At 52.9% G+C, this 20,664-nt stretch carries 18 protein-coding genes and 4 tRNA genes; 21 read left to right on the forward strand and 1 reads right to left on the reverse strand.

The genetic code is table 11. From position 1 onward, the window contains the following. Window positions 1–192: 192 nt before the first annotated feature. The 16 genes from wecA (at window position 193) to R9X49_RS18635 (ending at window position 14,635) form a co-directional block, all read left to right on the forward strand. The gene (wecA, locus tag R9X49_RS18560; protein ID WP_319849812.1) at window positions 193–1,290 is read left to right on the forward strand and encodes a UDP-N-acetylglucosamine--undecaprenyl-phosphate N-acetylglucosaminephosphotransferase; all 1,098 of its coding nucleotides are present in this window, start codon (window positions 193–195) and stop codon (window positions 1,288–1,290) included. A gap of 21 nt (window positions 1,291–1,311) precedes the next feature. Further along, window positions 1,312–2,358: an ECA polysaccharide chain length modulation protein gene (gene wzzE / locus R9X49_RS18565; protein WP_319849813.1), complete on the forward strand. Its 1,047-nt coding sequence runs from the start codon at window positions 1,312–1,314 to the stop codon at window positions 2,356–2,358. Window positions 2,359–2,425: 67 nt separating this feature from the next. Continuing rightward, window positions 2,426–3,556, forward strand: a complete 1,131-nt coding sequence (gene wecB, locus R9X49_RS18570; protein ID WP_319849814.1) for a non-hydrolyzing UDP-N-acetylglucosamine 2-epimerase — start codon at window positions 2,426–2,428, stop codon at window positions 3,554–3,556. A gap of 45 nt (window positions 3,557–3,601) precedes the next feature. Next, window positions 3,602–4,864: a UDP-N-acetyl-D-mannosamine dehydrogenase gene (gene wecC / locus R9X49_RS18575; protein ID WP_319849815.1), complete on the forward strand. Its 1,263-nt coding sequence runs from the start codon at window positions 3,602–3,604 to the stop codon at window positions 4,862–4,864. After that, window positions 4,855–5,928, forward strand: coding sequence for a dTDP-glucose 4,6-dehydratase (rffG, locus tag R9X49_RS18580; RefSeq protein ID WP_319849816.1), 1,074 nt, complete (start codon window positions 4,855–4,857; stop codon window positions 5,926–5,928). The genes wecC and rffG overlap by 10 nt, the downstream gene beginning before the upstream one ends. A 42-nt stretch (window positions 5,929–5,970) precedes the next feature. After that, window positions 5,971–6,702, forward strand: coding sequence for a dTDP-4-amino-4,6-dideoxy-D-galactose acyltransferase (gene wecD / locus R9X49_RS18585; protein ID WP_319849817.1), 732 nt, complete (start codon window positions 5,971–5,973; stop codon window positions 6,700–6,702). Window positions 6,703–6,706: 4 nt separating this feature from the next. Next, on the forward strand, window positions 6,707–7,837 hold the full coding sequence (gene rffA / locus R9X49_RS18590; RefSeq protein ID WP_182100864.1) for a dTDP-4-amino-4,6-dideoxygalactose transaminase: 1,131 nt from the start codon (window positions 6,707–6,709) through the stop codon (window positions 7,835–7,837). A 1-nt stretch (window position 7,838) separates the two neighbouring features. Beyond that, on the forward strand, window positions 7,839–9,089 hold the full coding sequence (gene wzxE / locus R9X49_RS18595; protein ID WP_319849818.1) for a lipid III flippase WzxE: 1,251 nt from the start codon (window positions 7,839–7,841) through the stop codon (window positions 9,087–9,089). Then, window positions 9,086–10,171 (forward strand): TDP-N-acetylfucosamine:lipid II N-acetylfucosaminyltransferase, encoded by a 1,086-nt coding sequence (locus R9X49_RS18600; protein ID WP_319849819.1) that lies wholly within the window; start codon window positions 9,086–9,088, stop codon window positions 10,169–10,171. Before wzxE ends, R9X49_RS18600 begins: the two co-directional genes overlap by 4 nt. Next, window positions 10,168–11,556 (forward strand): ECA oligosaccharide polymerase, encoded by a 1,389-nt coding sequence (wzyE, locus tag R9X49_RS18605; protein WP_319849820.1) that lies wholly within the window; start codon window positions 10,168–10,170, stop codon window positions 11,554–11,556. Before R9X49_RS18600 ends, wzyE begins: the two co-directional genes overlap by 4 nt. Next, window positions 11,553–12,302, forward strand: a complete 750-nt coding sequence (gene wecG, locus R9X49_RS18610) for a lipopolysaccharide N-acetylmannosaminouronosyltransferase (protein WP_319849821.1) — start codon at window positions 11,553–11,555, stop codon at window positions 12,300–12,302. Before wzyE ends, wecG begins: the two co-directional genes overlap by 4 nt. Before the next feature lie 286 nt (window positions 12,303–12,588). Further along, a complete protein-coding gene (gene thrP / locus R9X49_RS18615; protein WP_319849822.1) occupies window positions 12,589–13,980 on the forward strand; it encodes a bifunctional threonine/serine APC transporter ThrP in 1,392 nt (463 codons plus the stop codon). A 139-nt stretch (window positions 13,981–14,119) separates the two neighbouring features. After that, window positions 14,120–14,196, forward strand: a tRNA-Arg gene (locus R9X49_RS18620). Window positions 14,197–14,311: 115 nt separating this feature from the next. Then, a tRNA-His gene (locus tag R9X49_RS18625) sits at window positions 14,312–14,387 on the forward strand. A 42-nt stretch (window positions 14,388–14,429) separates the two neighbouring features. Beyond that, window positions 14,430–14,516 (forward strand) — tRNA-Leu (locus tag R9X49_RS18630). A 42-nt stretch (window positions 14,517–14,558) separates the two neighbouring features. After that, window positions 14,559–14,635, forward strand: a tRNA-Pro gene (locus tag R9X49_RS18635). A gap of 121 nt (window positions 14,636–14,756) precedes the next feature. Here R9X49_RS18635 and R9X49_RS18640 read toward each other — a convergent pair. Beyond that, complete coding sequence (locus R9X49_RS18640) at window positions 14,757–16,064, reverse strand: histidine-type phosphatase (protein ID WP_319849823.1); 1,308 nt, start codon at window positions 16,062–16,064, stop codon at window positions 14,757–14,759. A 247-nt stretch (window positions 16,065–16,311) separates the two neighbouring features. On the opposite strand from R9X49_RS18640, the gene purB reads away from it, so the two are divergent. The 5 genes from purB (at window position 16,312) to R9X49_RS18665 (ending at window position 20,596) form a co-directional block, all read left to right on the forward strand. Further along, the gene (gene purB / locus R9X49_RS18645; RefSeq protein WP_319849824.1) at window positions 16,312–17,676 is read left to right on the forward strand and encodes an adenylosuccinate lyase; all 1,365 of its coding nucleotides are present in this window, start codon (window positions 16,312–16,314) and stop codon (window positions 17,674–17,676) included. 9 nt (window positions 17,677–17,685) lie between these two features. Next, window positions 17,686–18,228 (forward strand): GNAT family N-acetyltransferase, encoded by a 543-nt coding sequence (locus R9X49_RS18650; RefSeq protein ID WP_319849825.1) that lies wholly within the window; start codon window positions 17,686–17,688, stop codon window positions 18,226–18,228. Beyond that, window positions 18,225–19,016 carry an amino acid ABC transporter substrate-binding protein gene (locus R9X49_RS18655; RefSeq protein WP_319849827.1) on the forward strand — a complete coding sequence of 264 codons (792 nt, stop codon included), beginning with the start codon at window positions 18,225–18,227 and terminating at the stop codon, window positions 19,014–19,016. Before R9X49_RS18650 ends, R9X49_RS18655 begins: the two co-directional genes overlap by 4 nt. 137 nt (window positions 19,017–19,153) lie before the next feature. Next, window positions 19,154–19,825: an amino acid ABC transporter permease gene (locus R9X49_RS18660; RefSeq protein ID WP_043882002.1), complete on the forward strand. Its 672-nt coding sequence runs from the start codon at window positions 19,154–19,156 to the stop codon at window positions 19,823–19,825. A 9-nt stretch (window positions 19,826–19,834) separates the two neighbouring features. Then, window positions 19,835–20,596 (forward strand): amino acid ABC transporter ATP-binding protein, encoded by a 762-nt coding sequence (locus R9X49_RS18665; protein WP_319849828.1) that lies wholly within the window; start codon window positions 19,835–19,837, stop codon window positions 20,594–20,596. Window positions 20,597–20,664 lie beyond the last annotated feature (68 nt).

A 20,664-nucleotide genomic window follows, 5' to 3' on the forward strand; every position in this document is an offset into this window, starting at 1 on the left:
TACATTACGGATAACTCGGGGAACGCCACGCTGGGTCGTGGCGTTTTTTTATCCCTTAATTGATCGGATGTGAGGAGGCTTTCTGCTGGAAGTCTCGGTTATCACTCAATTTGTACTGGCGATCAATGTGGGCGATAGGATATAAGGCGTAAACCGAGTCTATACTGAACAGCTACAGCGCGGCTGTTAACGGTGAACTTACTCACTATGAGTACCGAATTACTATTTATTTTCTTGTTTTCTCTGGGCTTTCTTTTTTTTGCTCGCAGCATCGCGGGTAAAATAGGGCTTGTCGATCGTCCCAACTACCGTAAACGTCATCGGGGTCTTGTGCCTTTGGTTGGCGGCATCTCTGTGTATGCGGGTATCTGCTTTAGCTACTTTATTACCGACCAATATATCCCGAACTTCCGTCTTTACCTGCTATGTGCGGGCGTGCTGGTGTTTGTCGGCATGCTGGACGATCGTTTTGATATCAGTGTGAAAATCCGTGCCGTTGTGCAGGCGTTTGTCGCGGTGGTGATGATGGCCTTTGCCGGCTTGACGCTACACAACCTGGGACACATTTTCGGCCCATGGCAGATGGCGCTGGGGCCGTTTGGCTATCTGGTCACGCTGTTTGCCGTTTGGGCGGCGATTAATGCGTTCAATATGGTGGACGGGATCGATGGGTTGCTCGGCGGCTTGTCCAGTGTCTCGTTTGGGGCGATGGGGATCTTGCTGTATCTGAGCGGCCAGACGAATCTGGCCCTGTGGTGTTTTGCCATGATCGCGGCGACGCTTCCTTATATTCTGCTTAATCTCGGTATCTTTGGGCGACGCTACAAGGTCTTCATGGGCGATGCGGGTAGCACGATGATTGGCTTCACGGCCATCTGGATCCTGATTCAAACGACACAAGGCCCACAGCATCCGATTAATCCGGTAACGGCATTGTGGATCATCGCTATCCCACTGATTGATATGATCGCCATTATGTATCGGCGCTTACGCAAAGGGATGAGCCCATTCTCACCTGACCGGCAGCACATTCATCATTTAATGATGCGCGCGGGTTTTTCTTCCCGTCAGGCTTTTGTGCTGATTACGCTTGCTGCTGCCTTGTTGGCTGCGGTTGGTGTGTTGGGAGAATATTTCTTTTTTATACCCGAATGGTTGATGTTGGCATTATTCTTGCTTGCATTTCTACTGTATGGCTACTGCCTGAAACGAGCATGGCGGGTCGCCCGTTTTATCAAGCGAATCAAACGCCGTATGCGGCATTCCGATGAGCAAAAGCAGTCATCCTGACCAAATAATTTTGGGGAAGTAATGAAATCAGAGAACTTGTCTACCGGGAATGCGTTGATTGATAACGAACTGGATATCCGTGGTTTATTTCGCTTGCTGTGGCAGGGGAAGGTGTGGCCGATAGCGATCGGCCTGCTTTTTGCCGTTGTGGCATTAGGCTATTCCTATCTTGTTAAACAGGAGTGGAGCGCGACAGCGATTACCGACAAGCCGACGGTCAATATGCTGGGAGGGTATTATTCGCAGCAGCAGTTCTTGCGTAACCTCGACGCCCGATCTTTTTCTACCCCTCAGCCAGAGCAACCGTCTATTTCGGCTGATGCTTATGATGAATTCATCATGCAATTAGCGGCTTATGATACCCGCCGCGATTTCTGGTTGCAGACCGACTATTACAAGCAGCGTCTGGAAGGCGATGAGAAAGCGGATGCCGCTCTGCTAGATGAAATGGTCAACAACATTCAGTTTACGCCGCGCGACGATGGGAAAAAAACCAATGATTCCGTGAAGCTGGTAGCGGAAACCTCTGCGGATTCCAACACGTTGCTTCGTCAGTATGTGGCTTTTGCCAGCCAGCGAGCAGCCAACCACCTGAATGAAGAGATCAAGGGTGCCTGGGCTGCCAGAACTATTTTTATGAAGTCGCAGATCAAGCGTCAGGAAGCGGTAGCGAAAGCGATTTACGATCGCGAAGTCCGCAGCGTTGAACTGGCGCTGAAAATCGCGCAGCAGCAAGGCATTAGCCGTAGCCAGACGGATACGCCGGCAGACGAAATCCCCGCATCGGAAATGTTCCTGCTCGGCAGGCCGATGCTCCAAGCCCGACTGGAAACGTTGCAGACCAGCGGCCCGCACTACGAACTGGATTATGATCAAAATCGCGCGATGCTGGCGACGCTGAACGTTGGCCCAACGCTTGAGGCTGGTTTCCAGACGTATCGTTATTTGCGTACGCCGGAAGAGCCGGTGAAGCGCGACAGCCCACGCCGGGCATTCCTGATGGTGATGTGGGGTGCGATTGGCGCGCTCGTTGGCGCAGGCGTTGCCTTGGCTCGCCGTCCGCGCTAACCAGCTTGCTGATTCGCGTTTGATGCTCTGCGAGCGTCTGCGTCTAACCTGATTAAAGAGATTCAATGTGAAAGTATTGACTGTTTTCGGCACCCGGCCGGAAGCCATTAAAATGGCGCCGCTGGTTCATGCTCTGGCTCAGGATGGAGCCTTTGAATCGAGAATTTGCGTAACAGCCCAGCATCGGGAGATGCTGGATCAGGTGCTGCGTTTGTTCGATATTACGCCGGACTACGATCTGGATATTATGCGACCGGGGCAGGGGCTTAGTGAGATATCCTGCCGGATTTTATCGGGACTTGAACCCGTCATGACGGAGTTTAAGCCGGATCTGGTATTGGTACACGGCGACACCACTACGACGCTTGCAACCAGCCTGGCGGCCTTTTATCAGCGCATTCCCGTCGGCCACGTAGAAGCGGGATTGCGTACTGGCAATCTGTATTCGCCCTGGCCGGAAGAGGCTAACCGCAAACTAACCGGGCATTTGGCAATGTACCACTTTGCCCCGACAGAAAATTCCCGCCAGAATTTACTGCGCGAGCACCTGTCTGACCGGCATATTTTTGTGACCGGTAATACGGTGATCGATGCGCTGTTCTGGGTGCGCGATCGCATTCTCGGGGACGCCGCATTACGCAGCAGCCTCGATGAAAAATATGCTTTTTTAGACGACAACAAGAAGCTGATTCTGGTTACCGGACACCGTCGCGAGAGTTTTGGCGGTGGCTTTGAGCGCATTTGCAGCGCGCTGGCGGATATCGCTCGTCGCCACCCTGAAGTACAAATTGTGTATCCGGTTCACCTGAATCCTAACGTTAGTGAACCCGTTAATCGAATCCTGAGCGGCATTGATAATGTGATGCTGATTGCACCGCAGGACTATCTGCCTTTCGTGTATTTGATGAATCGTTCTTACATGATTTTGACCGACTCTGGCGGCATTCAGGAAGAAGCGCCGTCGTTAGGTAAGCCCGTATTGGTGATGCGTGATACGACAGAGCGGCCGGAGGCGGTTGAAGCGGGCACGGTCAAGCTGGTGGGAACAGAAGTGACCAGCATTGTCGATGCGGTATCTATGCTGCTGACGGATGAAGAGGCGTATCAGGCAATGAGCCGCGCCCACAACCCCTATGGCGATGGACAAGCCTGTCAACGCATCGTTGATGCTTTAAAAAATCGCCAGGAGCGATTTTAAACGTCGCTATGCGACGACCCGACATAAAAATTATCAGGTGACACTATGAGCTTTACTACCATTTCCGTAATCGGTTTAGGCTACATCGGTTTACCCACCGCGGCGGCCTTTGCATCGCGTCAGAAAAAAGTGATCGGTATTGATGTGAACAAACTGGCGGTCGAAACCATTAATCGCGGCGAAATCCATATTGTCGAGCCCGATCTGGATTCACTGGTCAAGGTGGCCGTGGAAAATGGCTATCTCCAGGCCATGACAAAGCCTGTGCCAGCCGATGCCTTCCTGATCGCCGTTCCTACCCCTTTCAAAGGCGATCACGAACCCGATTTGGCCTACGTTCAGGCTGCGGCAGCGTCTATTGCGCCTGTTCTGAAGAAAGGCGATTTGGTGATTCTGGAATCGACATCCCCCGTAGGTGCAACCGAGCAAATGGCCGAGTGGCTAGCCGATGCACGCACGGACTTGACGTTTCCGCAGCAGGTTGGGGAAACGGCGGATATCAATATTGCCTATTGCCCTGAACGTGTCCTGCCCGGTCAGGTTGTGGTTGAGCTGGTTAAAAACGATCGTGTTATTGGCGGCATGACCCCGGTGTGCTCTGCGCGCGCCAGTGAGTTGTACAAAATCTTCCTCGAAGGTGAGTGTGTGGTTACTAACTCCCGCACCGCCGAAATGTGCAAGCTGACGGAAAATAGCTTCCGCGATGTCAACATTGCTTTCGCCAACGAGCTCTCGCTGATTTGTGCCGAACAAAACATTAACGTATGGGAACTTATCCGATTGGCAAACCGCCATCCCCGCGTCAATATCCTGCAACCCGGCCCTGGCGTCGGCGGGCACTGTATTGCGGTCGATCCCTGGTTTATCGTGGCGCAGAACCCGCAGCAGGCTCGGTTGATTCATACCGCCAGATTGGTAAACGATGGCAAACCGCTCTGGGTTGTGGATCGCGTCAAAGCGGCCGTGGCGGATTATCTGGCACAAACGGATAAGCGCGCCTGCGAGGTCACGGTGGCCTGCTTTGGGCTGGCGTTCAAGCCCGACATTGACGATCTGCGTGAAAGCCCCGCGGTAGGGATTACGTCCATGATTGCCCAGTGGAATACCGGCGTGACGTTAGCCGTCGAACCCAATGTCAAGCACCTGCCGTCCGTGTTGGCTGGGCAGGTGAAACTGGTCGATACCAGCAGTGCACTAAAAGAAGCGGATGTGCTGGTCATGTTGGTCGACCACCGTCAGTTTAAAGCGATTAACCCAGAAGATGTGAAACAACAGTGGGTTATTGATACCAAAGGAGTATGGCGTTGAAACGTATTTTAATTACCGGCGGTGCAGGGTTTATTGGTTCAGCGTTGGTCAGATACATTCTGACGGAGACGCAGGACAGCGTCGTCATTGTCGATAAACTGACTTATGCAGGTAACTTGTCTTCTCTGGCTCCTGTTGCGGATAGCGAGCGTTTTGCGTTCGAGCAGGTTGATATCTGCGATCGTGCTGAGCTGGACCGCGTCTTTAAGGCCTACCAGCCCGCGCTGGTGATGCATTTGGCGGCAGAAAGCCATGTCGATCGCTCTATCGACGGCCCTGCGGCGTTTATCGAAACCAATATTGTCGGCACCTACACCATGCTGGAAGCGGCACGCCACTACTGGCAGAGCCTGGCTGATGCGGACAAGCACGCGTTCCGTTTTCACCATATCTCCACCGATGAAGTGTTTGGCGATCTGCACGGAACAGACGATTTGTTCACAGAAACGACGTCCTATGCGCCGAGCAGCCCTTATTCCGCATCGAAGGCATCCAGCGACCACCTTGTTCGCGCCTGGCTACGTACCTACGGGTTCCCGACGATTATCACCAACTGCTCGAATAACTACGGCCCTTACCATTTTCCAGAGAAGCTGATTCCGCTGGTGATCCTGAATGCGGTCGCGGGTAAACCGTTGCCGGTTTACGGTGACGGCGCGCAAATCCGCGACTGGCTGTTTGTCGAAGACCACGCTCGTGCACTGTACAAAGTGGTGACGGAAGGTGAAATCGGCGAAACGTATAACATCGGCGGTCACAACGAGCGCAAAAATATTGAAGTCGTGCAGACCATTTGCGCGCTGCTGGAAGAGCTGGCACCGAATAAGCCCGCTGGCGTGGAACATTACCGCGATCTCATCACCTACGTGAAAGATCGCCCTGGCCACGATATGCGCTACGCGATCGATGCCGGGAAAATTGAACGTGAACTGGGCTGGCGTCCGGAAGAAACGTTTGAGACGGGTATGAGAAAAACCGTCAACTGGTATCTGAATAACGAAAAATGGTGGCGCAGCGTGCAGGATGGTTCTTATGCCGGCGAACGTTTAGGGCTGAACGATTAAACCTGTGCCCAGTGGCGGAAAAGGAAAAGAAGGAGCGAAACAATGACCCATCCGGTATCAGTAGGACAGGGAGAGATTCGCGCCACGGTTGAACCGCTGGGCTGGGAGAGTGAATTCTTCCAGATTGACAGCGGTAAGCTGAATTTTTCGCCTTCTGCGCCCGCGTTGACGCCTGATGCGCTGAGCGCATTTACGCTGACGCAGGCCAAAATTGCGGCGGACAATCTGGTGTTGGCGGATACGCTTGCCGATCTTGGTTTTCGATTGGTGGAAGGCGAAGTCGATCTCAGTTTGTCGCTGGAACGGCCCACCGTGGTTACGTCGCTACCGCGCTGGCGTGAAGCCGCGCCCGACGATATCCCGGCACTGAGGGACGCGGCATCACGTGTGTTTGCACTGAGCCGTTTTCGTTCTCCGTGGTACCAGCCGGAGGATAGCGGGCGTTTCTATGCGCAGTGGATTGAAAATGCCGTGCGCGGTACGTTCGACCACTGCTGTTTACTGGCGGAAGATGCCGCTGGCAATCCACAGGGATGGGTCACGCTACGCAGAGTGGATGACGCGGATGCACGTATCGGACTACTGGGCGTTTGGCCGGGCGTTACGGTACGGGGCATCGGTTCACAGCTGATGGCGCTGGCGGAAACGTGGTGCCGACAACAAGGATTGATTCGTCTTCGGGTCGCGACGCAGGTTGGCAACGTGGCGGCGCTTCGTCTTTATCTTCGCCGTGGTGCCACGATTGAGAGCACGGCGTATTGGTTATACAGGTGATCACATGATTCCATTTAACGCGCCACCGGTTGTCGGTACGGAACTGGATTATATGCAGGCTGCCATGAGCAGCGGTAAGTTGTGCGGCGATGGTGGGTTTACTCGCCGTTGTCAGCAGTGGTTGGAACATTATTCCGGCAGTAAAAAAGTCCTGCTCACGCCTTCCTGCACTGCTTCGCTGGAGATGGCCGCTATTCTGCTGGACGTTAAGCCCGGTGATGAAGTGATTATGCCGAGCTATACCTTCGTTTCCACCGCTAACGCCTTTGTGCTGCGCGGTGCGAAAATCGTGTTTGTCGATATCCGCCCGGATACCATGAACATTGACGAGACGAAAATCGAAGCGGCCATTACGGAAAAGACGCGCATTATCGTGCCAGTCCACTACGCGGGCGTGGCCTGCGAGATGGACGCGATTATGGCACTGGCGAAGAAATACGATTTATATGTCGTGGAAGATGCTGCGCAGGGCGTGATGTCCAGCTACAAAGGCCGCGTTCTGGGCTCTATCGGCCACATCGGCTGCTTCAGCTTTCACGAAACCAAGAACTACACCTCGGGTGGCGAAGGCGGAGCCACGTTGATTAATGACGCCAGACTGGTGGAGCGTGCTGAAATCATCCGTGAAAAAGGTACCAACCGCAGCCAGTTCTTCCGCGGACAGGTGGATAAATACACGTGGCGTGATATCGGTTCAAGCTACCTGATGGCGGATATTCAGGCTGCCTATCTCTGGGCGCAGCTGGAAGCGGCACGGCCGATCAACGAGCGTCGCCTGAAACTGTGGCAGAACTACTATGCGGCATTCAAATCATTGGCCGACGCCGGGCGTATTACGCTGCCAACCGTGCCTGCCAATGGCATTCACAACGCGCACATGTTTTATATCAAACTGCGCGATCAGGACGACCGCAGTGCGTTTATCAATTACATGAAAGAAGCCGAAATCATGACGGTCTTTCATTATATCCCGCTGCACAGTTGCCCGGCTGGCCTGAACTTTGGTCATTTCTCCGGTGAAGATCGCTACACCACGCAGGAAAGCGAACGGCTGGTGCGTTTACCGCTGTTCTATAACCTGTCGGACGTCAATCAGCGGACGGTCATCAATACCATTCTGAGCTTCTTCTCCTGATATGTCGTTGGCGAAAGCATCGATATGGACGGCTGGCTCCACGCTGATAAAAATCGGCGCGGGGCTGGTTGTCGTCAAGCTGCTGGCGGTCACGTTTGGCCCTAGCGGTGTGGGAATGGCAGGGAATTTTCGCCAGCTTATTACGGTGCTGGGTGTGTTAGCCGGCGCAGGGATCTTCAACGGCGTCACCAAATACGTGGCGGAGTATCAGCAACAGCCGGAACGGCTGAGGCCGCTGCTCGGTACGTCTGTCACGCTGGTGCTGGGGTTTTCCACGCTGCTGGCGATACTCTTTCTGACTGCTGCAACGCCTATTGCCAATCTGCTGTTTGGGCATGACGACTATCGCGATGTGGTGCGTGCGTTGGCATTTATCCAAATGGGTATCGCCTACGCCAACCTGTTTCTGGCGATCCTCAAAGGCTATCGGGATGCGATAGGCAACGCGCTGGCTGTGATCGGCGGTAGCCTGATTGGGTTGGCAGCCTTTTGGCTCTGTCTGCAACTGGGTGGCTACGTTGGCGCTCTGGCAGGGCTGGCACTGGTGCCCGCGCTGCTGGTGATTCCAGCGGGCATCATGCTACTGCGACGTACGCCGCTGTCGCTGATTTCGCTAAAACCGGCGTGGGAGCGCGCCATTGCGGGTCAGTTGGGCAAGTTCACGCTGATGGCATTGATGACTGCGGTGACGCTGCCCGTCGCGTATATCATGATGCGTAATCTGCTGGCAGCACATTACAGCTGGGATGAGGTGGGTATTTGGCAGGGCGTCAGCAGTATTTCCGATGCTTACCTGCAATTCATTACCGCCTCCTTTACCGTTTATCTGTTGCCGACACTTTCGCGCCTGACGGATAAAGCCGCGTTATCGCAGGAAATTGTGCGCTCGCTGAAGTTTGTACTACCCGTCGTGGCGGGCGTCAGCTTTTGCGTGTGGCTGCTGCGAGATTTTGCCATCTGGCTGCTGTTCTCTAGCCAGTTTACGGCAATGAGAGATCTCTTCGTTTGGCAATTGGTAGGCGATGTAATGAAAGTGGGCGCTTACGTCTTTGGCTATCTGGTCATTGCGAAAGCGGCGCTGCGCTTTTATCTGCTCACGGAAGTTAGCCAGTTCCTCCTGCTGACCGGGTTTTCCCATTGGCTGATTCCACTGTATGGCGCACAAGGTGCGGCGCAGGCCTATATGGCAACCTACCTGGTCTATTTTTTGCTTTGTTGTTGCGTATTCATTATTTACCGTAGGCGAGCATGACGACACTGATTCATGTATTGGGATCTGACATCCCGCATCATAACCAGACCGTTTTACGTTTTTTTAACGACGTACTGGCGACGGAACTCCCCGAACAGCAGATTCGGCACTTCATCGTGGCGTCCCGCGATGGCATTTCATCGGCTGACTTTCCCGCGCTGCGTATTGAAACCTGCGTGGATAAGAAAACGCTGGCTGAGGCCGTCATTGCCAGAGCCAAAGCGAACCGTAAGATGCGCTTTTTCCTGCACGGGCAGTTTAACCCCACGCTGTGGCTGGCGTTGCTGAGCGGGAAAATCAAATCCAAACAGGTTTACTGGCACGTGTGGGGTGCTGATCTGTATGAAGAAGCGAGCAGCCTGAAATATCGCTTGTTTTATCTGCTGCGGCGTATGGCGCAAAAGCGTGTTGGGCACGTGTTTGCCACGCGTGGCGATCTGGCGTGGTATCAGCAGCGTTCACCTCGCGTGCCGACGTCATTACTGTACTTCCCGACGCGAATGAATCCAGCGCTAACGGGCATGCAGGTGGATAAACCGCTGGCAGGGCCGATGACGATTTTGGTTGGCAATTCTGGCGATCGCACGAATCGCCATCAGGAAGCGCTGCGGGCGATTCACAAGCAGTTCGGAAAAAATGTGCGGGTAATTGTGCCAATGGGCTACCCTGCGAATAACGAATCCTACATCGCGCAGGTGGAAAAAGACGGTTTGGCGCTGTTTGGCGTGAAAAATTTCCAACTGCTGAAAGATCAACTGGCGTTTGATGATTATCTCAACATGCTGCGCACCTGCGATTTGGGCTATTTTATTTTCGATCGCCAGCAGGGCATCGGGACGTTATGCCTGCTGATTCAGTTTGGCGTGCCGTTCGTGATTAGTCGGCAAAATCCGTTCTGGCAGGATCTGACGGAACAGGAACTGCCCGTGCTGTTTTACGGTGACGAGCTGGATGAAGCGCTGGTGCGTGAAGCGCAGCGCCAGTTGGCATCGGTAGATAAGCACCAGATCGCGTTCTTTAATCCCAATTATCTGCAAGGCTGGCGAGAGGCGCTGGCGTTGGCGACGGGAGAACCAACATGACGCTGGGGCAATTTGGTGGGCTGTTTGTCGTCTACCTGATTTCAGTCATCTTTATCCTGAGCCTGACCTGGATGGAGTTTCGGCGGGTACGTTTTAACTTTAATGTGCTGTTTTCCCTGCTCTATTTATTGACGTTCTATTTCGGTTTTCCGTTTACCTGTGTACTGGTGTTCCGGTTCGGTGTTGACGTCGTTCCCGTGCAGTTTTTGCTTCAGGCGATGCTGTCTGCGACGGCGTTCTATGCGATCTATTACGTCAGCTATAAGACGCGACTGCGCCAGAAATCCTCCGCGCCGCGTGCGCCACTCCTGACGGTGAATCGGGTTGAAGCCAATCTGACCTGGCTGTTGCTGGCGCTGATCGCGGTCGCTACCGTCGGTATTTTCTTTCTCAACAATGGCTTCTTGCTGTTTAAGCTGCGGTCTTACAGCCAGATATTCTCCAGCGATGTGTCCGGCGTGGCGTTGAAACGCTTCTTCTACTTCTTCATTCCGGCGATGCTGGTTGTGTATTTCCTGCGTCAGACTCAGCGTGCGTGGCTGATGTTCCTTATTGGCACGGTTGCATTTGGGATGCTGACCTACGTGATTGTCGGCGGAACGCGTGCGAATCTGATCATCGCCTTCGCCCTGTTTCTGTTTATTGGCATTGTGCGCGGCTGGATTACGCTGTGGATGCTGGTTGCGGCTGGCGCGTTCGGGATTGTCGGGATGTTCTGGCTGGCGCTGAAGCGCTATGGGCTGGATGTCAGCGGCGATTACGCCTTCTATACCTTCCTCTATTTAACCCGCGACACCTTCTCGCCCTGGGAAAATCTGGCGTTGCTGTGGCAGAACTACGACAAGATTGAATTTCAGGGGCTGGCGCCGATTGCCCGTGATTTCTATGTTTTCATTCCCTCCTGGCTATGGCCGGACCGTCCGAATCTGGTGCTAAACAGTGCGAACTATTTCACCTGGGAAGTGTTGAATAACCACTCCGGGCTGGCGATATCTCCCACGCTGCTAGGGTCGCTGGTGGTGATGGGCGGGGTGCTGTTTATCCCGCTCGGCGCAATTGCAGTCGGGTTGGTTATCAAGTGGTTCGACTGGGTGTACGAGTTAGGGAAGAACGACAGCAATCGCTATAAGGCCGCTATTTTGCAGGCGTTCTGCTTCGGCGCGGTGTTCAATATTATTGTTCTGACGCGTGAAGGCGTCGATTCTTTTGTTTCACGTGTGGTGTTTTTCTGTCTGGTATTTGGTCTGTGTCTGCTGGTTGCCAAGCTGCTTTACTGGCTGCTGGAAAGCGCCGGACTCATCCGGCAGCGTTTGATGCGTATGCGAGCCACGCCGCTCGCGCCGACACCCAACACCGTGGATCCTGTGATAAAGGAGCAGGTATGACAGCGTTAAAAACCACAGAGACCATTCCTCTGTATACCATTCGTGGTTTGCCCATTCACGGCTTTCGCAATATGGCGCAGTTTGTTGATTACCTGTTTACGGGCGAGCGGGTTGAAACGGGCACGCTCGTCGCGATTAACGCGGAGAAAGTGCTAACAGCAGAGAAAGATGTGGCGCTGCGTACGTTGCTCGATCGCGCAGAATATAAGTATGCGGACGGCATTAGCATTGTGCGCTCCATTCGTCGCAAGTACCCGCAGGCTGATGTCACGCGGATTGCAGGTGCTGATTTGTGGGAAGCGCTAATGGAACGGGCAGGCAAAGAAGGAACGCCGGTTTTTCTGGTGGGCGGCAAACCTGATGTGCTGGCACAAACGGAAGCGAAGCTGCGGGCGCAGTGGAACGTCAATATTGTCGGCAGTCAGGATGGCTATTTTGCGCCAGAGCAGCGCGATGCGTTGTTTGAGCGTATTCGCGCCAGCGGTGCGCAGATTGTTACCGTCGCCATGGGATCGCCACGACAGGAAATTCTGATGCGCGATTGTCGTCACCACTATCCCGACGCCTTGTATATGGGCGTGGGGGGAACGTATGACGTCTTTACCGGGCATGTGAAGCGCGCTCCGCTGGTGTGGCAAAACTTAGGGTTGGAATGGCTGTATCGCTTACTGTCCCAGCCGAGCCGTATTTTTCGGCAATTTAAGCTACTGAAATACGTTGCCTACCATTACAGCGGTCGCCTGTAGCCTCATTGAATTGGCGCGTTGAACGCGCCAACCTTTCTCTGCGATATATCGCCCTGTTTTTTTATTCCTATTCGATTTTGATTGTCTATTTGCCAGCCAATCGGGAATACAGAATTCTATCTTTGGCCTATTCGTCATCCCTGATGTGTTATTCAAACTCACATTACGGTATTTTCATGGCCGCCGATTTGAGGCGAGGGATCATTCTTTCTACTCGATTGCATTTCTGAATAAGAACAATAACCGGCAGCAGCCGGGATAAGCACAACATAAAGACAGAGGATATATGGCAGAAGATGTAAAGCAGGAAAAACTCCATCGGGGGTTAGAAGCCCGACACATTGAGCTGATTGCGCTGGGTGGCACGATCGGCGTCGGGCTGTTTATGGGCGCGGCCAGCGCACTGAAGTGGGCAGGGCCATCAGTATTGCTGGCTTATATTGTCGCTGGGATCTTCGTTTTCTTCATCATGCGCTCAATGGGCGAAATGCTGTTTCTGGAGCCAGTCGCGGGATCGTTTGCCGTCTACGCGCATAAATACATGCATCCCTTTTTCGGTTATCTCACCGCATGGGGCTATTGGTTTATGTGGATGGCGGTTGGGATTTCGGAAATTACCGCCATTGGCGTATATGTTCAGTATTGGTTCCCCGATTTGCCACAGTGGATACCGGCTATTGCCGCGGTTGCGCTGGTTGCGGGAGCAAACCTTGCGGCAGTCAGACTGTATGGCGAAATCGAATTCTGGTTCGCAATGATAAAAATCACCACCATCGTTGTGATGATCGTTGTCGGCGTTGGCATTATTTTCTTCGGCTTTGGTAATCACGGTCAGGCGACCGGATTCAGTAATCTGACCGAACACGGCGGTTTTCTGGCGGGAGGCTGGAAAGGCCTGCTGTTCGCACTCTGTCTGGTGGTGGCGTCTTATCAGGGTGTTGAGCTGGTAGGGATTACGGCGGGCGAGGCGAAAAATCCGCAGGTGACGCTGAAGCGAGCAATTAACAACATTCTGTGGCGCATCCTGATTTTCTATGTGGGCGCGATCTTCGTTATCGTCACGATTTTCCCCTGGAATGAAATCGGCACGTCCGGCAGCCCGTTTGTGCTGACCTTTGCGAAAATTGGCATTACGGCGGCGGCAGGTATCATCAACTTTGTAGTACTGACGGCTGCGCTGTCCGGCTGTAACAGCGGCATGTATAGCTGTGGGCGTATGCTGTATTCGTTGGCTAACAATCGCCAGCTTCCCGCCTGGTTAGGTAAAGTGACGGCCAGCGGCGTACCGGCTGCGGGTGTCATGATTTCGATTCTGTGCCTGATGGCCGGGTCGGTGCTGAATTACATTATCCCTAACCCGGAAAAAGTGTTTGTTTATGTTTATAGCGCGAGTGTACTACCGGGCATGGTGCCGTGGTTTGTGGTGTTGATTAGCCAACTGCGTTTTCGTGAACAGCATCGTGCCGCGCTGGCCGCACATCCGTTTAAATCGATATTGTTCCCGTGGGTAAACTACCTGACGATGGCATTTTTGCTGTGTGTGCTGGTGGGAATGTACATCAATATCGATACGCGGATGTCTTTATTGGTCGGTGTCGCGTTTTTAGCCGTGGTCAGCCTGTGTTATTTCTCACTGGGACTGGGTAAAAAAACGTCGTTGGCAGGGGGGGAATCGTAGTGTTTTGGGGCGGGAAGGGCGTAACTGTATGTTATTTAGCTTGGAATGAACAAATCATAATCAAACGCATCATTTCGATAAAAAAGCACTAGACAGCCAGTCGCTAAGCCCGTAATATCCCGCCCCGCAACGGCGCTAAGCGCCCGTAGCTCAGCTGGATAGAGCGCTGCCCTCCGGAGGCAGAGGTCTCAGGTTCGAATCCTGTCGGGCGCACCATTATATTTTTATGAAGTATGTTGTGTGCAAGAGCTGCGGTGGTACACTTTTTTTCGTAAAGAAAGTATCCCGTAAAAAGGAAGTACCGCGTAATAAGATGTAAAGTGTGGTGATGGTGGCTATAGCTCAGTTGGTAGAGCCCTGGATTGTGATTCCAGTTGTCGTGGGTTCGAGTCCCATTAGCCACCCCAGATTTTGCAGCTAGAGTAGTTGATTGACAGTTTGTGAGTTATGCGAAGGTGGCGGAATTGGTAGACGCGCTAGCTTCAGGTGTTAGTGTTCTTACGGACGTGAGGGTTCAAGTCCCTCTCTTCGCACCACACAAACAAGAACATCAGTGATGTTCAAAAAAGCAGTACATTCGGCGAGTAGCGCAGCTTGGTAGCGCAACTGGTTTGGGACCAGTGGGTCGGAGGTTCGAATCCTCTCTCGCCGACCAATTACAAAGAAAAGCACATCTTTCGATGTGCTTTTTTTTCGTCTGCAATTTGTCTTCTTGCGAAAATCTTGTCGGATTCGTTAACCCGACAAGACGTTGTTGTTCCCTGCGGGATAGCGCGTTACAGCGCGTAGTGCACGGGTGCCAGCGCGCTGCTATCGATACTTTTTCGCATTGATTTCAGAGCGGTATCGAAAGGACACAGCGTGCCTTTTTCCGTCTGCTGGCAGCCCTGAGAGGTCAATTCTTCTTTCAGTAGCGGTTGCTGGCCGCTCAGTGGCGTCAGAGAACGGATCTGATCCAGCGATTGTGTCTGGAAATAGATACGCAAAAAACGTTGCTGAGTGGTGGTATCGCGCCAGCGTTCGAATACCAGACTGCCCGCGGGCGGGATGTTATCGGCAGTATCGCCGGGTAGCTGCCAGTGAAACTGCAATAGCGTGCGCAGATAGGCGATGTTGGTGTCGTGAGCAACATACAGCAAGTAAGGAACGGCCGGTGGCTCCCCTTGTGCGGTGTCTTGCTCTTCCTGCGTCCCCTGTGCCAGAGCCTGCGCGATTTGCTGCATGAATAGCGAACCGCCGCGCTGTGCAATATAGGGAACGTCATTGGTGAAATCGTATTTAGCCGTCATCGGGGCCATGAGCGGAGTGAGATCCTGCGCGTTGCGGACGTGACCAAACGCGACCTGCGCCTGTGGCAGATTTTCGCTGTACTCCAGCAGGAAAACCTCGCTCATATTCGCCAGCGTACTTAGGCCGCTGATAGAAATCGAACCGTCTTTATCCTGTTTTATCGCCCACGGTTTATCAAACACCGGGCACGGCTTATCCGCTTTACATACGATCTGCTTCAATTGCTCGATACTGGGCTGAAGACGCTGGTAGGCGGTATTTACATCACCTCCCATCGTTTTCAACACTTCGGCCTTTGCCCGTTCGGGGTCAAGCGTGCCAATCCCCATTTTATCCCCGTGGAACAGTGGATCCTGTTTTTCATCCTCAACGGCATGCGTCGCAACGCCACAGCCGGGAAACATGCCATTCATGTAGGCTTGTGCGGTTGCGCGGGTGCGCTGTAACGGGCTGGCGAGCACATAAATCTGCTGCTCCGTCGGACAGCCTGAAGCGAACAGATGCTGTTGACGATAATATTCGCCCTCATAGTGGCCTTTTAGCACGGTAGCGGCATAGCCGTGTCCGGTTAACTCACCGTCTCGCGTGACCCACTGCGGCCACTCTCGTGCCGTGCCGGACTCCAGCGCCGTCGTGTTGGATTCTGTTGGAGGACGTACGCCATGACGGCTGACTTCAACCACCTTTTCTAGCTGGTAGCGATCCTGAGCCTGAGCCAGGGTAGAGAATGCAGAAATAATGATCATGGTAATCAATAAGGTACGGGGCATACGCAATGTCGTGTGGGAAAGCATGATGATCCTTCGTCAGCGGTCGTACGGATAAGGAGTTTCATTGTAGGAAGAGGAAAGTGACAAGCGGGCTTTTCTGCTTGAGAGAGTGTGTTAGCGAACATTTCTACATGCATAGTTTGCAATCAAACTTTTTGATCTAAGATAGATCCCAAAGGTATAAAGCGCATAATTTCCGCATGTTATATTTTTAAAAATTAAAAAGACGACATAAATCCCGCCTGATAAATCCAACACTAACGAGTTAATTATGGCATCACATCTTATTGATTTTCTTCTTATAGGGAATAATTTTGGCACGCCTGAAATGCGCGGCGTCTGGTCCGAGCATAATCGCCTGACTAAACAGGTCGAAGTCGAAGTTGCCCTGGCGCTTGCCGAGGGTGAACTGGGTGTCATTCCGCTGGATGCGGCAAAAACCATTGCAGAAAACGCTGACGCAAGCGCGCTTAACGTTGAAGAGATTGCAAAAGATGCGGCACGTATGAAGCACTCTCTGATGCCGACGATTGCCGCGATTCAGAAACAGTGCGGCGCGGCGGGTGAGTTTATTCACTACGGCGTGACCACGCAGGACATCGTTGATACGGCAACTGTGTTACAGCTGAAACAATCTTTTGATATTGTTGTAAGAGATACACAACTGCTGGCCGTTGAGCTGAAACGTCTGGCGAAGAAACACCAATATACGCTGATGGCCGGCCGTACCCACGGTATGCAGGCGCTGCCCACCACGTTTGGCTTCAAACTGGCTGTCTGGTTGGATGAATTTATCCGCCACCTCGAACGCCTGAGTGAAATCAAGGAACGTGTTCTCGTCGGCAACATCAACGGTGCCATCTGCACCTATGCTTCTTTTGGCGAACAAGGGCCGGAAATCGAGCGTCTGACGCTGGATAAACTGGGGCTGAATACGCCGAATATCGGCTGGCAGTCTGCCCGCGATCGCTTCTCAGAATACGCCTCTGTCGCGGTGCTGATCAGCGGTACGCTGGGTAAAATCGGCAACGAGCTGTATAACCTGATGCGCACCGAGATTAACGAAATCGAAGAGCCGTTCTCCGAAGGGAAAATCGGTTCTACCACGATGCCGCATAAACGTAACCCTGCCGCACTGGAAGGGCTGGCGAGCCTGACTGCTCCATTGTTCAAGAGCGCCGCGCTGATTCATGAATCCATGAAAGTTGAGCACGAGCGTGATGCGATGAGCTGGCGTGCGGAATGGATCGCGCTGCCAGAAATCAATATCTATCTGTCCGCTCAGCTTCAGAACGCGCTTGGCATCCTACGTGGGATGTCCGTCAACGAGAAGCAAATGCTGGCGAACCTCGATCTGCAAAATGGACTGCTGCTGTCTGAAAAAGTGATGTTTGAAATTGGTAAACGTCTCGGCAAGCAGACCGCTCACCATCTGGTTTACGAATGCTCTATGCAGGCATTCGAACAGAATCAATCGTTTAAATCGGTGCTGCTGACCCACCCGGTGCTTTCTGAGCAGGTGACCGCTGCCGATCTGGACGACTGGCTGAATCCGGCCAACTACGTTGGCAGTGCGCCGCAGAAAGTGGATGACGTGATTCGCTATGCGGATAACTCCGGCCTGCTGCCAGCATAAGGTGACACCATGAGTATCGTATTTCGTCAGGCTACGCTTGCGGACGATGAAACCTATCTGGCGCTGGCACTGGCAGCGTTTGAGCCGATTCGCCAACTGGGTATCAATTTTTCCGCCGCCCATGCGGACATCGACATGGTACGCACGCATATTGCCTCGCACGGCGTTTATGTGATGGAAAAAGGCGGCGAGATGGTGTCGTCATTTACCATCCGCTATCCGTGGGGGCCGGAGCCGGGCCCGTTCGGTTTACCCCACTTGGGCTGGTTTGCAACGCACCCTGGCTATAAAAAACAGGGGCTGGGTAAGCAAATGATGGGCTGGCTGGAAGAAGAAATTCTGATGAACCAGCTTAAAGCGCCTGCGGTGTCGCTTGGCACGGCGCAAAACCACCCGTGGCTGATTGAGATGTACAGAAATTATGGTTTCAAGGAAGTCGGGCAGACGAATCTGGGAAAAGGACACCTGACAATCTGGATGGAAAAAATCCTTGATAACCAATTGTATGACCAGTGGAAAGATAAAAACTCAAAAAGAGAGGCAGTAAAATGATGAAAAAAGTAACGTTGTCTGTTCTGGCGCTGACGACCGCCTTTCTTGTAGCCGGCTGTGATTCTGGGAAAAGCAGCGCCGAGCAGGAAAAAGTCCTGAAAGTGGGTTCAACAGGTCAAAGCTATCCAAGTGGCTTCAAGCAGGATAACAAGCTGGTTGGGTTTGACGTTGAAGTGACGGAAGCCATTGCGAAAGATCTGAACTACAAAGTTGAGTGGGTCACCGCCGATTTCAGCGGCCTGATGGGGCAATTGGAAGCGAAAAAACTGGATACCGTGGCGAATGTGGTGGCAATTACGCCTGCGCGTCAGGAAAAATACAATTTTGCCCAGCCTTACAGCTTCTACGGCAGCCAGATTGTGACGCACAAAGACAACACGGACATTAATACGTTGGCAGACCTGAAAGGGAAGACGGTTGCCGGGGTTCTGGGTTCTAACCACGTTAACAACCTGAAAAAAGCGTTTGCCGATGGCAGCGTGAATATCCGCACCTATGAAACGCGCGATGGCGCAATGAACGATGCGCTGTCTAAACGTGTTGAAGGCTATGTGAATTCACGTCCGATCCTGCTGGCGGAAATCAATAAGCGTAACCTGCCGTTCAAGCTGGTTGGTGAGCCGCTGGTGATTGAAGAAGTGAGCTTCCCGTTCCATAAGGACGAGAAAGGCGATGCGCTGCGTAAGCAGTTCGATGCTGAATTAACGAAAATGCGTGAAGATGGACGCCTGAAAGCGATCTCCGAAAAATATTTTGGCGAAGATATCACGGTGTCACCGGCTAAATAACCTCGTGTTGTCATCTCGGCGGCATCGTCATATCGCGTGATGATTCGTTATGCCGCCAGATGATTCGTTATATAGCCTAGTCATAATCCTGTTCCACCGGCGCAATATGGCCGGTGGAAGCATTAATGGTATTACTCATGAATATCGATCTTGCCTACCTGTTAAAGGTCTTTCCCCAGGTATTAATGTATTTGCCGACCACGCTGTTTCTTGCCGTGGTTTCGATGTTTTTTGCTATGGTTCTCGGCCTTATCCTGGCGTTAGTCCGTGAAAGCAAGATCGTCGTTGTGGTAAAAATCGTTGAACTGTATATCTCGCTGTTCCGCGGTATTCCGTCACTGGTTCAGCTGTTTATTATCTATTTCGGCCTGCCGCAGCTGTTCCCTGGATTATCCAATCTGGATGCCATGACGGCGGCGATTATCGGCTTTAGCCTGAAAACGTCCGCCTATATGGCAGAAATTTTCCGTGCGGGTCTGTCCTCGGTGGATTTCGGCCAGACGGAAGCGGGTTTATCGATTGGTATGAGCAAAGCGCAGGTCTATCGCCGCATCGTGTTGCCTCAGGCTATGTTGAATGCGCTGCCTGCGACGGGAAATACCTTTATTTCCCTGATTAAAGATACCTCGGTGGCCTTTGCGCTGGGTGTCTCCGAACTGTTCGCGGAAGGTAAGATGATTGCCGCCGAATCTCTGCGTTTCTTTGAGACCTTCCTGGTTGTGGGTCTGATTTACTGGTTGGTGATCATTGTTTATTCCTGGCTGCAAAAACAGCTGGAGAAGAAATTGAATCACTCGCTACAGCGATAAGGGGCTGACATGATCAGTGTAAAGAATCTTTCTAAACGCTTTGGCGATCAGGTGGTGTTGGACAACATTAGCCTGGATATCGCGAAAGGCGAAGTCGTGGCGATTATCGGCCCATCCGGGTCGGGTAAATCCACGCTGCTGCGCTGTCTGAACCTGCTGGAAACGCCAGAGTCGGGCACGATTGAAATTGGCGACCAAACGCTGGATACGCGTCGCTATTCTTCTAAAGAAGCCTATGCGCTGCGCCGTCAGACGGCGATGGTGTTCCAGAGCTATAACCTGTTTAAGAACAAGACGGCGCTGGAGAACGTGACGGAAACGCTGATTGTCGTGAAAAAAATGCCGAAGAAGCAGGCGGATGAAATCGGTCTGGCGCTGCTGGAGCAGGTCGGTCTGCTGCCGCAGGCGGCGCAGTATCCGGTGACATTATCTGGCGGGCAGCAGCAGCGCGTGAGTATTGCACGTGCGCTGGCGGTCGATCCGAAAGCCATCTTGTTTGATGAACCGACCTCGGCGTTGGACCCGGAAAGGGTACACGAAGTGCTTCAGGTTATTCAGAAGCTGGCGAAGAACGACACCACGATGGTGATCGTTACCCATGAAATGCAGTTTGCGAAAGAAGTGGCTGACCGCGTGATCTTCATGGCGGACGGCCACATCGTTGAAGAAGGCCCGGCGGAGCAGGTTATTAGCTTCTCGGACAACCCGCAGACCCAGCGTTTTCTGCGTCAGTTGACCAAGCTGCCTGAGCCGCTTGAGTACGATATTTAACGCATCGTAGACACACCTGCACGCCTGAACAAGGCCGCCCTGTCAGGCAGGGCACGATAATGTGGAGC

This window comes from Pectobacterium carotovorum, from assembly GCF_033898505.1.
GTDB lineage: Bacteria > Pseudomonadota > Gammaproteobacteria > Enterobacterales > Enterobacteriaceae > Pectobacterium > Pectobacterium carotovorum_J.

Excerpts from the sequence above, each read along its gene's own strand:
- wzzE (WP_319849813.1), top strand. The coding sequence starts at position 1,312 with ATGAAATCAGAGAACTTGTCTACCGGGAATGCGTTGATTGATAACGAA.
- wecC (WP_319849815.1), top strand. The coding sequence starts at position 3,602 with ATGAGCTTTACTACCATTTCCGTAATCGGTTTAGGCTACATCGGTTTA.
- rffG (WP_319849816.1), top strand. The coding sequence starts at position 4,855 with ATGGCGTTGAAACGTATTTTAATTACCGGCGGTGCAGGGTTTATTGGT.
- wecD (WP_319849817.1), top strand. The coding sequence starts at position 5,971 with ATGACCCATCCGGTATCAGTAGGACAGGGAGAGATTCGCGCCACGGTT.
- rffA (WP_182100864.1), top strand. The coding sequence starts at position 6,707 with ATGATTCCATTTAACGCGCCACCGGTTGTCGGTACGGAACTGGATTAT.
- wzxE (WP_319849818.1), top strand. The coding sequence starts at position 7,839 with ATGTCGTTGGCGAAAGCATCGATATGGACGGCTGGCTCCACGCTGATA.
- R9X49_RS18600 (WP_319849819.1), top strand. The coding sequence starts at position 9,086 with ATGACGACACTGATTCATGTATTGGGATCTGACATCCCGCATCATAAC.
- wzyE (WP_319849820.1), top strand. The coding sequence starts at position 10,168 with ATGACGCTGGGGCAATTTGGTGGGCTGTTTGTCGTCTACCTGATTTCA.
- wecG (WP_319849821.1), top strand. The coding sequence starts at position 11,553 with ATGACAGCGTTAAAAACCACAGAGACCATTCCTCTGTATACCATTCGT.
- thrP (WP_319849822.1), top strand. The coding sequence starts at position 12,589 with ATGGCAGAAGATGTAAAGCAGGAAAAACTCCATCGGGGGTTAGAAGCC.
- R9X49_RS18640 (WP_319849823.1), bottom strand. The coding sequence starts at position 16,064 with ATGCTTTCCCACACGACATTGCGTATGCCCCGTACCTTATTGATTACC.
- purB (WP_319849824.1), top strand. The coding sequence starts at position 16,312 with ATGGCATCACATCTTATTGATTTTCTTCTTATAGGGAATAATTTTGGC.
- R9X49_RS18650 (WP_319849825.1), top strand. The coding sequence starts at position 17,686 with ATGAGTATCGTATTTCGTCAGGCTACGCTTGCGGACGATGAAACCTAT.
- R9X49_RS18655 (WP_319849827.1), top strand. The coding sequence starts at position 18,225 with ATGATGAAAAAAGTAACGTTGTCTGTTCTGGCGCTGACGACCGCCTTT.
- R9X49_RS18660 (WP_043882002.1), top strand. The coding sequence starts at position 19,154 with ATGAATATCGATCTTGCCTACCTGTTAAAGGTCTTTCCCCAGGTATTA.
- R9X49_RS18665 (WP_319849828.1), top strand. The coding sequence starts at position 19,835 with ATGATCAGTGTAAAGAATCTTTCTAAACGCTTTGGCGATCAGGTGGTG.